At 60.6% G+C, this 12,738-nt stretch carries 8 protein-coding genes; 3 read left to right on the forward strand and 5 right to left on the reverse strand.

Translation table 11 applies throughout. The annotated features are described in order from the left end of the window. Positions 1 to 233 precede the first annotated feature (233 nt). Positions 234 to 1,538, forward strand: coding sequence for an AAA family ATPase (locus tag FPZ52_RS15035; protein WP_146366445.1), 1,305 nt, complete (start codon positions 234 to 236; stop codon positions 1,536 to 1,538). A gap of 3 nt (positions 1,539 to 1,541) precedes the next feature. Beyond that, a complete protein-coding gene (locus FPZ52_RS15040) occupies positions 1,542 to 2,645 on the forward strand; it encodes a ParB/RepB/Spo0J family partition protein (protein ID WP_146366446.1) in 1,104 nt (367 codons plus the stop codon). 156 nt (positions 2,646 to 2,801) lie between these two features. Here the strand turns inward: FPZ52_RS15040 and FPZ52_RS15045 are convergent, their stop codons facing one another. From FPZ52_RS15045 to FPZ52_RS15065, 5 genes are all read right to left on the reverse strand, one after another. Then, positions 2,802 to 6,620, reverse strand: a complete 3,819-nt coding sequence (locus FPZ52_RS15045; protein ID WP_240804502.1) for an amino acid adenylation domain-containing protein — start codon at positions 6,618 to 6,620, stop codon at positions 2,802 to 2,804. A gap of 5 nt (positions 6,621 to 6,625) precedes the next feature. After that, entirely contained in the window at positions 6,626 to 6,868 is a 243-nt protein-coding gene (locus FPZ52_RS15050) for a phosphopantetheine-binding protein (protein ID WP_146366448.1), read from the reverse strand. A gap of 3 nt (positions 6,869 to 6,871) precedes the next feature. Continuing rightward, on the reverse strand, positions 6,872 to 8,485 hold the full coding sequence (locus FPZ52_RS15055; protein WP_146366449.1) for a (2,3-dihydroxybenzoyl)adenylate synthase: 1,614 nt from the start codon (positions 8,483 to 8,485) through the stop codon (positions 6,872 to 6,874). Positions 8,486 to 8,534: 49 nt separating this feature from the next. Next, complete coding sequence (locus FPZ52_RS15060) at positions 8,535 to 9,926, reverse strand: beta-propeller fold lactonase family protein (RefSeq protein WP_146366450.1); 1,392 nt, start codon at positions 9,924 to 9,926, stop codon at positions 8,535 to 8,537. A 142-nt stretch (positions 9,927 to 10,068) separates the two neighbouring features. Then, entirely contained in the window at positions 10,069 to 10,992 is a 924-nt protein-coding gene (locus FPZ52_RS15065) for an alpha/beta hydrolase (protein WP_146366451.1), read from the reverse strand. A gap of 419 nt (positions 10,993 to 11,411) precedes the next feature. Here FPZ52_RS15065 and FPZ52_RS15070 point away from each other — a divergent pair, with 419 nt between their 5' ends. Further along, a complete protein-coding gene (locus FPZ52_RS15070; RefSeq protein ID WP_146366452.1) occupies positions 11,412 to 12,668 on the forward strand; it encodes an ABC transporter substrate-binding protein in 1,257 nt (418 codons plus the stop codon). Positions 12,669 to 12,738 lie beyond the last annotated feature (70 nt).

The following is a 12,738-nucleotide window of genomic DNA, read 5'->3' on the forward strand; positions in this document are numbered from 1 at the left end:
TAAAGGAGAAGGGTGACAGCTTGAGTGTCACCCAATGAACGCCTTCATGTCACCTTATATCGAGTGTGTAGCCGGTTGCTGTCACCAAATATCGTCGGGATCTGCGCATTATTTATCTCATTTCCCCGTTTTCCATCGGAGATCACGAATTGCGGGATTTTGAAATTTACGTTTTGCGAATATCCCTAATCCCGTTATTTGTTACTTCGAGGATAATTACAAGAGCAGAGGCAATGAGAGATCATTCTGACCTTCAGAAAATGAACGAACGCAGCCTTGCACAGCAAGCCGCAGTTCGCCGGGCCACCTTTTCTCCGAGCGAGGTAAAGACGCTGCGCCCCTTTTCCATCTGGGAGATCAGCCATTTCATGTTCGATGTGGCTGCCGATACGCTGCGCAAGAAGCTTGCCGACGATCCGTCGCTGCCGCAAGGCGTGACCGAGGAAGACGGGCGGCAGCGCTGGTTCACCTTGCAGGAGATCAACGAGCTTCGCCGTCGCGTGCGGTTCCGAGGCAAATCGCTGCTTCCCGAGCGTCCCAAGGGGCGCGCGATGCGCGTGGCGGTGTCCAACTTCAAGGGCGGTGTCGGCAAAACCGTGGTGGCCCAGCATCTGGCGCACGCCGCCGCGCTGGATGGCTATCGTGTGTTGTGCATCGACTTCGATCCGCAGGCGACGCTGACCCACTCGATGGGTCTGACCGAGGTCAAGGAATGGAGTACAGTCTGGGGGATCATGTGTCGGGACCTGTGCCGCGAGGCGGACCGGATCGCGGATAGTTATGATGATCCCGATGACTGCCCCTACCCTTCCTCGGACGAGTTGCCCGAAGACGTCCAGTCAAGTGGTGCGCAACGTGTTCAGGATTTCATACAACCGACCTGCTGGCCGACGATTGATATCATCCCAAGCTGTGCCAACGCTGCCTTCGTGGAATTCGCCAGCGCACAGTATCGATCGCTCCATAAGGCCTGGAGTTTCTTCGGTTGCGTGTCGCGCTACCTGTCGGAATTACCGGATGATCAGTACGACCTGATTATTTTCGACTGCCCGCCGGCCATTGGCTACCAGTCCCTGAACGCGGCCTTTGCGGCGGACATACTCTATATTCCCTCCGGTCCCGGCTACTGGGAATATGACAGCACCACCAGCTATCTCGGTCAGTTGGGCGACGCGATGCAGGATATTTCCGACGGCTTCGGTGCCCTGGCGGAGGATGCGGGGATCTCGTTGCCCAAACAGTTCAGCGATGTGCGGTTGCTGATGACGCGGTTCGAGACCACCAACCCGCTGCACGCGGCGATGATGGATGCGTTCCGGAACGTTTTTGGTGCAGATGTTTGTCAGAACCCGATTGAGATGACGCGTGCCGTCGAGCAGTCGGGGCGCTTTCAGATGTCCGTCTATGAACAGGACTATCGCCACATGACCCGCGAGACATGGAAGCGCGCGCGGCAGAGTTTCGACCGGTCCTATGAGGAATTCCGCAACACCCTGCTAAGTTCGTGGAGAATTCAAGCCGGCCAGAAGGAGGGCTGAGTCATGTCATCGAAGAACAAGTTTGGTTTTGACCCGATTGGCGTATCGCCGGAAGAGCACAAGCGCGAACGTAGCGTGGGCCCCATGGGCGCAGCGGTGCGTGAGGCGGCACAGAGCTTGCAGGAAACCACCGAGGCAAAAGTCGAGCAACGCCGCCAGAATGCCAAGGACGCCAAAGCCTGGCGTGAGGCTCAGGCGACGGGTCGTGTGTTGGTATCTTTGTTTCTGAACGAGGTTAACACCGATGATCTCCCGCGTGATCGGTTGGATCTGGAATCCGTTGCCGCGTCGGACGAGATGGAGGAGCTGAAGGCGTCCATCCGGGAGCGCGGACAGAAGGAGCCGATCGAGGTCTATGTCGGGGATGACGGGCGTTACCAGCTCAAGAAGGGCTGGCGCAGGCTGACGGCACTCAAGCAGCTTGTGGCAGAAACGGGCGAAGACCGGTTCACCGAAGTCATCGCGCGGGTTGAATATGCCGCAGAGACGAATGCTGAAGATATCAGCCGTATGTCCCGCTATATCGACATGGTCGAAGAAAATGTTGTGCGTGAAGACCTGACGTTTGCCGAAATGGCGCAGGTGGCGATCACGGCGGCACAGGATGCGGCGATTGATGAAAGCGATGCGGATGTCTTGGTCGGCCGCCTATACGGATCGTTGCACAAAATGAAGCGGTCGTACATCCGCAGCTTCGTATACCTGCTGGGTGAATTGGGGGGCGACCTGCAGTGGCCCAAAGATGTTTCGCGCAATGTCGGGGTTGAAGTGTCGCGCGTACTGAAGGCGCAGCCGGAAAGGGCAGGCGCCTTGCGTCGCGAGCTGCAATCGGCAGACACCCGCGAAGAACAGTCGCAGGCGTTATCGGATTTTCTTGCCGGCGGTCGGCGTGCGCGAAGCGCCAAGGGGAAAGGTTCGGCGCGGCAGAAGTTCGAATTCCATGTTGGCGATCTGAAGGTCACCGCGCGCCGGGGCGAGTGTCGGATCGTGAGCAACCACGACTTTGCCGAGATTTCGCGCGAGAAGCTTGAACGTGCGATCCGGGCATTCGAGGAGGCGCTTCGGCGTGATGATGGGCCACGGATACGATCGCTCGGGAAGGAGTAACCCGCGGGTTATGACCTGTCTGAAAAAGAAGGGTAACCCACGGGTTACCCTTTCTTGCTCTGGTTGCGGAAGGCATAACCACAGCCGCACAAAACACCTGAATTATGGTCATAATTCCAATAAGATATTGAAAATATGGGGATAAACTAGCTGACGCTAAGCCGTGTGACCTATGTGGTTCGCCACCTGCTGACTGTAGGGTGCCGCAATCAGATCGGCATGTCCACAGGTAAGTTCCAGCACATCAATGGATGCTGCATAAGGTCGCCAAAGCTCAGGGTGGAATGGAGTTCCCGCATGATCCCTTGCGGCGTAGATGTGGTGAACGGGAACATCGTAGCGCGCTTCTCGGTGCTCGCGAACGAGGCGGTTGACCTGCTGCACCGACCGGATGACGCCGTCGATCACCGGGTTTGGCAACAGCGCTAGCGGATGGCTCTGGTCGCGTAAAAATCCGATGATCGCATCGCGGCCTTTCAGGTGAGAAAATTGGTCAGGGTTGAAACCGGCGATCGCCAACAACCCCCCGAGCGCGGTGGCTTCATCCGGCTCGGGCTGATCGCGCCAGCAATTGGAGGGGTAGGCATCGAGCAGCGCTACCGTCCCGATCTGCCGTTGGCGAGACTGCAGCTCAGTGGCGGCGGCATGCGCAATAATCCCGCCCAGTGACCAGCCAAGCAGGTTGATTGGGCCGTTAGGGGCCAGCGTCTCGATCCGGTCGCTGTATTCCTTGGCAAGGGCGGTCAGGCTCTGCGGTGCCTCGCGGGTGGCGTCGAGAAGCGGAGATTGCAGACCAACCACGCGGTGTTTCATCCGCTGTGCCAATCCGCGATAGCACCATGCAAGGCCGCCGGCGGGATGAATGGCAAAGAAAGCCGGCTCGCGCCCTTCGGCAATATTCAGTACTGGACCAAGACCGTCATTGACCTGTTTGGCGCCATCGATCTGGCGGGCGAGAGCCGAGAGGACGGGGGTTTCCAGGATCGCCCCAAGACCAGGATTATGTTGAATTTCCTGTTCGATCAGCAGTGTGAGCTGAACGGCTGAAAGCGAGTCGCCACCGGCAGCGAAGAAATCGGTATCAGGTGACGCCGGGCGGGGCAGGTCAAGCGCTTCGGCGTAGAGACGACCGAGAAGCGTCTCGGTTCCGTCGGCCAGTGGGCGTGTTGGTTCGGCCAACACATTCGGTGTCGGCAGGGCCTTGTGATCCAGCTTGCCGTTCGGTGTCAGTGGCAGGGTCGATAGCGGAACAATTACATGCGGCTGCATGGAAGGGGGTAGGCGGTGTTGTAGCTCGTCACGCAACTGGTGGGTGTCTACACCGCCTTGCAACACCGCGTAGGCGATCAGGCGGGTCGTCCCGCTATCCTGATCCGTGCGAAGCACGCAGTTTTGAGCGAGCCCGGTGCGGAGGATGGCGGTTTCGATCTCGCCCAATTCAATGCGCACCCCCCTGATCTTGACCTGCTGATCGCGGCGACCAATGAAAACGATGGCGTCGTCGCAACGCATATAGGCCAGATCGCCGGTGTCATACATCCGCTCGCTGGGGTGGAACGGATCGGGCAGGAAGCGTTCGGCGGTGAGCTCGGGCTGGCCGAGATAACCACGTGCCAGTTGCTGACCGGCGATGTAGAGTGTGCCCGCAACCCCATCCGGCACGGGTCGCAACTGACCATCCAGCACATAGAGACGCGTGTTCCAGACGGGCGTGCCGATCGGAACAGACTGAACGTGATGATCCCCTGTTGCCTCGAAAAAGGAAACGTCGATGGCAGCTTCGGTGGGGCCGTATAGATTGTGCAACTGCCCGTCGATGGTCTGATGAAACCGTCTGGCCATTTCCGTGGGCAGCGCCTCGCCGCTACTGAAAACGTGGCGGATGCGAAGTTTCTGTGCATCGGGCGATGCAAGAAACAGCGCCAGCATCGAGGGCACGAAATGTAGCGCGGTGATGTCATGCCGGCGGATCAGCGCGGCGATCCGTGCGGGGTCGCGATGGGCATCCGGCGGGGCGATCACCAGCGTGGCACCTGAGACCAGCGGCAGGAAGAATTCCCAGACCGACACATCAAAGGTCGCGGGGGTCTTCTGCAGGATACGATCCTTGGGGCCGATATCGTAATGATTGCGCATCCAAAGTAACCGGTTCACAATGGCGCGGTGCTCGATCACGACGCCTTTTGGACGCCCAGTGAAACCGGAAGTGAACAGTGTGTAGGCGGCGCTGTCGGGGGTGGCGCAGGCGGTGGGCTGGCCGTGGTCCTGCCATTCACCGGGGGGCAAAAGTTGCGCAGCACCGGCGGGGTAATCCGGTGCGGCCAGCACGATCACCGGCTCGGATCGCCTGAGCATATCGGTGGATCGTTCGGACCGGTCATTGGGGTCGAGCGGCACATAGGTGCCACCAGCACGCAAAACGGCGATCAGCGCGATCAACAGGTCGAAAGAGCGGGGCAGGGCGATGGCGACGCGCACCTCCGGCCCGACTCCGTGCGTTTGAAGCTGCGCGGCAAGAGCGGCGCTGCGGTGGTCGACATCGGCAAACGTCATCGTGTCGTCGTCGAAGACCAGTGCGGTTCGTTCCGGGGTGTCGCGCAGCCTAGCCTCGATTAGCGCGGAGAGCGTCGTGTCTGGCACGTGCTTCGTCGTGATGTTGCGGGTGACGACATGGAGGTGACGTTCGTCTGCCGTGAGGGTGGGTATGTCGGACAGGCGTTGTGCATGCGTGGCATTTCGGATGAACGCGTGCAGGCGGGCGAGGTGGGCCTCGACCTCTTCACTATTATAGCGGGCCGGGTTTGCATCGCATTGCAGCATCAGGCCGGATTTTCCCGTGCCACGGAAGGTGAAGGTCAGGTCATCGACCGACCCTGCGCCGGTTATCGTCAGTTCCGTTTTCAGCCCGTCGAAGCGCGGGGTCGGGTCGAAGGGCAGAACATTGATCAATGGACCGTGCAGCCTCTTGGTACCGCCGACGAGTTTCAGTTCACGTCGTAGCACCTCGCCGCGATAACGACCGTGACGACGCAGGTCGGACAGGGCGGAAGCTGCTGTCCGCAGCCAATCGTCCAGCGGCGTTGCTTCGTCGATTTCGACTACTAGAGGCAGCACATTAACCATCGTCCCCGGCGCGCGGGCCGGTTTGCCCATGCGATTCATCAGCGGAATACCGGGGACAGCCTGACCTTCGCTGATGTGGCGGGCATAATAGGCGGTGGTCAACGCGGTTAGCACGTCGGGCCAGCTTGTATCCGCGCGATCAGCCAGCGATTGCAGCGCGTGCCGATCCTCTGCGGCCAGCGCGATTTCTGCGCGGTGGAAGCCGTCGGAAAAACGGGCGGGGCCGGGTTTGATCTCGCCCATGGTCTCGATTCCGCTGAGGCGGCTATGCCAGTAGCTGCGGTCGGTGTCCCGGCGCGTAGATGTATCATAGCCCCCCTCGGTATCGCGGATGCGGTCAAAGGGCGCGAAAGCGGGGCCGGGTACGTGGCCGTCGCGTGCGGCGTTGTAAAGTTCCGCGATACGATTGGAGATCAGGACGTTCGTGTACCCGTCAGCGACCAGATGGTGCATCCACTGGCTGAGGATGTGGTAATCGGGCGCGAGACGCCACAGGGTAAAGCCGGCGACGGGGCCGTCGGACAGGTTGATCGGGTCGTGAAGCTCGTTCCATATGGCCGACCATGCGGTGGCGCTTGGGTCGGGGGCATGCGACAAGTCGCGATGAGCCAGGCGAGGGGATCCGTTCGACGCCAGCCATTGAACCGGACCGTCAGGCGTGCCTGCAAAGCGTAGGGCGAGCGACTGGGCCTCCGCCGCCGTTTGATTGACCGCTGTCTGTAGCGCGGTGACATCCAGGGTTCCGCGCAGATCAAGGGCTTGTCCGGTGTTGAACGCGGGGCTGTCGGGTGCGCCCGTCTGCGCATACCAGATGCCATCCTGTGCGGCGCAAAGGGGCCAACGGGCGGGCATGTCCCTCATGAGCGGGACTGCGTGGCGTCGATGATTCCCCACCATTCCGCGAGCGTTTCGGTTTCCATGAAACGGGAATAATCGAGGCCCGGAACTGCCTCTTCCCATTTCATCAGCAGGCCGAGCGCGCGCATGGAGTCGAGGCCGAAATCCAGAAGGCTGTCATCGTCGGCCAACTCGCTGGGTGAGATCTTCAGGGCATTCGCCAGATCGGCGCGGATTTGGGTCTTTGTCAGGTTCTGGGTCATGGCCTATCCGTTCAGCAATTCGTCTTTGATATGCCCCCGAAGCTGGCGACGACTGATCTTGCCGACCGCTGTGGTCTGGAAGCTGTCGGTGAAGCGGATCTCGTCGGGAGTCTTGAAGGTGGCGATGTCACGCGTGCGCATCCAGCGGCGAATATCGGTGGCCTTCAGATCGTCACCAGAGGGCTGTATGAAAGCGCAGATGCGTTCGCCCAGATGCGCATCGGGGATGGATACGACAACGGCGTCAAACACGTCGGGATGCGCGATCAGATGGTTCTCTATTTCTTCGGCCGAGATTTTTTCCCCGGCGCGGTTGATGTGGTCCGTGGCGCGTCCTTGCACGATCAGATGGCCCGAGGGAAGGCGGCTGACCACGTCGCCGGTGCGATAGAAGCCGTCCTTGGTGAACGATCGCTGATTGGCGGCGGGATCATTGTGATAGGCCCGGATTGTGTAGGGGCCACGGGTCAGAAGATGGCCAGTGGCACCGTCTGCGACGGGCTGGTCCGCATCATCTACGATGCGTACTTCGTCGTCCGGGCTGATCGGGCGGCCCTGCGTGGTGACGGTGATATCGTCAGTGTCCTCCTCGCGGGTGTAGTTGACCAGCCCCTCAGCCATCCCGAAGACCTGCTGCAGACGGCACCCGAGTGTGGGTGTCACGCGGCGGGCGGCTTCCGGCAGGAACTTTGCGCCACCCACTTGCAGCAGTTGCAGGGACGGCAGGTTGGGGCGGGACTTCTCAGCAGCGTCCATCCACAACAGCGCAAGGGGCGGCACCAGCGCTGTGATGGTCACGCCTTCGGCACGGATCAGTGGGAAGGCCACATCGGGCAGGGGGGACGGGCACAGAACAACGGTGCCGCCGGCGTAGAACGTGCCCAGCACGCCAGGAGAACTCATGGTGAAGTTATGGGCGACAGGTAGCACGGCCATATAGACTGATTTCTCATCCTGTTCACAGATGCGCGCGCTTTCGCGTAGCGTGTAGATGTAATCGTCATGCGTGCGCGGGATCAACTTCGACAGGCCGGTGCTGCCACCGGAGATTTGCAAAAACGCCACCGATTGCGGATCGGGGTCGGCGGGCAGGGTCGCGGGATTGCCGGTGATCGTATCGAATGATGTCAGATCGGCGGTGTCGCCAAGGATGATGGCCATACGCAGATCCGGCAGGTCCGCGACCAGATCGGCCACCAGCGCAGAATGATCGAAGCGCTCGATACGGTCTTGCGTGATGATCGCGCTGGCCTCGGATTTACGGGCGAGATGTTCCAGTTCTACCCGGCGATGCGCAGGAAGGGCGAAGACCGGGATCAGTCCCGCCGCGAAGATGCCGAAAACCGCGATGAAGTATTCGGGCACGTTAGACATCTGGATGAGAACCCGTTCGCCCGGAACCAGTCCGCGCGCGAGAAGTCCCGCGCCGAAATGACGGGCTTTGTCGTGCAGATCGGCATAGGTCCAGCGTTGATCGCCCCCCACGACGGCGACGCGGCCGGGGAAACGGACTGCACGGTCGCGTAAGAGTGCCGGGAAGGTTTCGCCGCGCCAGTATCCTTTCTCGTGGTAAAGTTGCGCCAGATCATCCGGCCAAATTTGGGTCAGGGTTTTCATGGTGGCTCCGTGGGTGGATGTGGCGACGCCGGGCCGCCACGCATCTTGCCTAGCTGGCGGGGGTGATGCGGGTGATGTGATCGCCCGTCGGGTCGTCTTCGTCCTTGGCCTTGTTCACGACCAGCACACCGCCGTTGCCGTCAACCGTCAGATGGTTGGGGAAGCTGCCAATAGCGATATTGCCCACGACTTCGCCGTTTGGAGTGATCATCACGACCGTGCCCGAGGCGCGCACGGCGACATAGGCCAGATCGGTGACCGGATCGAAAGCGATGTTCAGCGGGTTGGCGCCCACCAGGACTTCATGCAGCACTTCGCCCGTGTCGCCGTCCAGGATCATCACGTTGTCGCTGCCCTGGCCCGCTGTGAAGATGCGGTTGGTCTTCGGGTCATGGCCCACGCCGATGGTGCTTTCGGAGCCGTCAACGGGGTAGACGGCGACCTCTTTGCCTTTTGACAGATCGACAACCGCAACCTCGTTGGTGGTCAGGCTGACGACATAGATCGCGCCCGCTGCCGGGTCGAGTTGCAGGCTTGCAGTGCCGAATTCGGCGCGACGGCGCGAGGAGGACAGCTCAATGGGTGCCAGTTCTTCCAGCGTTTCGGTGTCGAAGACATGGATCAGAGGCTCGAAGGTCGCGGAGACATAGGCTTTCCCGTCGAAGACGACTACATCGCGCGGATGCCCTACCGTGTCCGTGCTGAACTGTTTGACCAGTGACAGGTCCTCTGCGCTGTAAACCGCGACGGTGTTCTGGCGGGTATTGGTGACCCAGACCTGATTGTTCGGTTCGTCTACACCGACGCCGTAAACTGCGAAAAGACCGCTATCGCTGCCGTCTTCGCGCGCGGGGGCCGGAGCGGGCGCAACCTGTGCCAGAACCTCGAAGGTTTCGGGGTCCAGTTTCAGAAGCGTGCTTTCCTTGACTGGTGGCCTGCCGACTGCAGCAGTGACATAGACCGCGCCCAGCTTGTCCGACTGGGCGACCTGATACAAACCGCGCACCAATTGCTTGCCGAAGGTTACGAAATCGCCGCTTTCTTCCAGCACCGGAGACACCTTCAAATCAACAGCCATGCCGTAAGACGGATCCGAAATTTCAGCCAGCACCGGATGCGTACCGGGCAAGGCGGATGCAGGGATGGCCAGGGTGGCTTCGAAATTGCCTTCGTCATCGGCGACATAAGGCGCATCGGGGTTCAGCACGACACTGTTCTGGCGCAGCGTGACCTTTTGACCGGGTATCAGGCCGCTGCCGGACACAACGGCTTTCGTACCCGCGGTGATCGGTTCACGGTTCTGGCCGCTGAAGCGAATGTTGCCGTCAAAGCCACGGTCCAGCACCTCGAACGCGCCTTGCGCGAAAATCGGGGTCGCGGCGACCAGCATGGCGGCAACGCTGCCCAGAAGGGCGCGGCTGTCGCGTTTCACATTCAACATCTCATGTCCTCGTTGGTTGAACGGGCAGGTCGCCCGTGAGTTGTTGTTGCGCCTTGTTGGCTGCAGCAATGCTGTGGCTGGTTGCCCCGGGAGGAGGAGGGGCACGACATGGGCCAAGGCACCCATGGCGTGTTCTTGCTGCTCACGACTGATCCGTAACGCCGAGTGTTTTCAGAAGTGAGGCGGGAAAGGTTTCGCCGTGGCTGAACCCGTCGAAGGTGGTCATTTGCCCGGTCACCCCCTTGTCGCGAAGTCGGGCGTCGAACTGTTCCAGAAGGTTCTCGGGGACAGCATCGCGCATTCGGACAAGTTTCTGCGCGTTGTCGTTCGCAGGGCGGCTGGCGCGTTGGCGCTCGGCAGAGCCGTGATCGATATCAAGCGTGGCGCTCATGAGAGGGTCGCCGTCGAGCCAATTGGAAAGCTGCGCCGCGAACTCGCCGTCATTCCACCAAAGAGACGGGCTGGCGGCGGTGAAATGCCCAAAGCTGCCGTCCGACCGCATCGCGGCAAACAGAGTGAACAATCCGCCATAAGAGTGCCCCCATAGCTGCCGTGTGCCAGGGTCGAGTGGGGCGATGCTTTCTGCTTGCGGGATGATTTTGTGGATCAGCAGATCGTGGAATGCCGCCGCATGGCCGCCGTCCCGCCCGCGTGGATCTTTGACGGGGTCGCCGTTCGCGTTGGGGGGCGTGTAGTCGCGTGTGCGTTCCAGGGACGCAAACCGCTGACCGCTATCATAGCCGATCGCGACAATTGCGGGACCGCCTTGCTCGGCCATTCGGGTCAGCAGAGTGCTGTTCAGCGTTGCCGCAACCGCGGTGCCGTCGAGCGCAAAGACTGTTGTGAAGCCGTTGGGCGGCGGGCTGCGGTCGGGCCAGGCTACGCGGATTACGTAGTCGGTGTTGCCCGTAGGCGCGGGTAGCGTGAAGCGGTCAAAGCGGTAGGCGGGCGTGCCCGTCTCGAAAATCGTGGGGCCGTCGAGCGTCTGCACTGGCTGGCTGTGAGCCGAGCGCAGAGCGCCAGCCAGTGCAAGGCCGCCCAGAAGGATGTTGCGTCTGCTCGTCATTGTTCGTGTGCCTCGAGCCACTGGTCGTCTTGCGGGAGGAGGCGGATCACCATGTTCCGGGGCGTTGATTTGCAATCGGGGAGAAGCAAGAAATCGTCCTTCGCTGCGCTCGTCGTTGTTTCGGGCGCTGGCGTGGAGCTTGCGTGCCTGACTGTTATCGTCAGATTTGCTCGACCGCAACCTCTAGGCGCAATAGCGATGCTGCCAGACGATCAACACAGCCGCAAAGATGGTTATGCGCAACATGCCAGTCGCTGGTGCGGGACACCGCGCAAGATGTCCGGGTCGGCGCCACAACTCGTCTTACCCACTTTTACCCGAGAGCAGGCAACTCAGTGTTGCTTGACGATGCTGGTTCTTACGACACTTCCAGACAGCAACGGGCGGAACAGATCTGTTGCACCAAATGGGAGGAAGCCATGACCAGATATATGTGGCGAGGCGCGAGCGCCTCTGCAATCGCGCTGATGTTCGCGGGGACGGCTGGAACCGCAATTGCACAGGATTTGACAATGTGGGCGCGCGATAGTGGCGCGGCGCTGACCGAACGCGTGGTTGATCGCTGGAACGAGGAGCATCCGGACCAGCAGGTCGAGTTGACGATCATTCCGTCCAACGAAATGGTGACCAAATTCGTGACCGCCGCGACGTCGGGAAGCGTGCCTGATCTGCTGTCCCTGGATCTGATCTTCGCGCCACCCTTTATGCGCGCGGGCTTCTTCGAGGACGTGACAGATCAGGTGACGGCGAACCCGGCGTGGGAAAACACCGTTCAAGCGCATCGCGATCTCGCGACCTATGACGACCGCTTCTACGGCGTCCCTTTTACACCCGAGAATTCAATCCTGATCTACAACAAGGATCTGTTCGAACAGGCGGGGCTGGATCCCGAAGATCCGCCTTCGACTACTGACGAGATACTGGAAGCAGCCCGGGCCATAGATGCGCTGGGAGACGATGTTTACGGATTCTATTTTTCGGGCGCATGTGGCGGGTGCAATATTTTCACCATGGCGCCCCAGATGTGGGCTGTAGACGGCACCGAAGTGTTGCCGTCGCAATGTGACGCACCGGCGTTGGAAGGCGAGTCGATCCGAACGATCCTGCAGAACTACCGCACGATGTGGGAAGAGGGGCTTATCCCCGAAAGCGCGCAGGTCGATGGTGGCGCGCAATTCGTGTCAGCGTTCACTGCGGGGAATGTCGGCATGATGGGGTCAGGCAATTTTGCGGTGGGAACTTACGCCGAAATCGCACCGGATATCGACTTTGGTGTCGCCCCGCTTCCGGGGCCAGAGGAAGGCCAGATCAGTTCCTTCGCGGGCGGTGACATCCTGATGATACCGTCAAAAGCAGAGCATAAGGAAGCGGCGCGGGAATTCCTCGACTGGGTTATCTCGGACGATGTCCAGCAGGGTGTGTACGCCGAGTCCGGAAACATGCCGGGACGTGTCGATATCGCGGCGGAGGCCTTCGACGGCCAGGAAAAGCTTATGACGACGCTAACGGCACTGGAAAGCGCCAAGACGCCTTACAGTACGCATTTCTTCGCATTGTCGAACGATCCGGCTGGCCCATGGTTGCAGGTCATCCAGACGGCCGTGTTCGACGGGGATATCGACGGAGCCATCGAAACCGGGCGTGATCGCATGAATGCGATCGTCTGCGACGAATAGCGCGTCTGAGTCCGCCCTCCATCAAATTTGCTCCCGTCACCCGTCGCTTCGGCGGCGGGTGAGAAGACCT

This window comes from Qingshengfaniella alkalisoli, from assembly GCF_007855645.1.
Classification (GTDB): Bacteria; Pseudomonadota; Alphaproteobacteria; order Rhodobacterales; family Rhodobacteraceae; genus Qingshengfaniella; species Qingshengfaniella alkalisoli.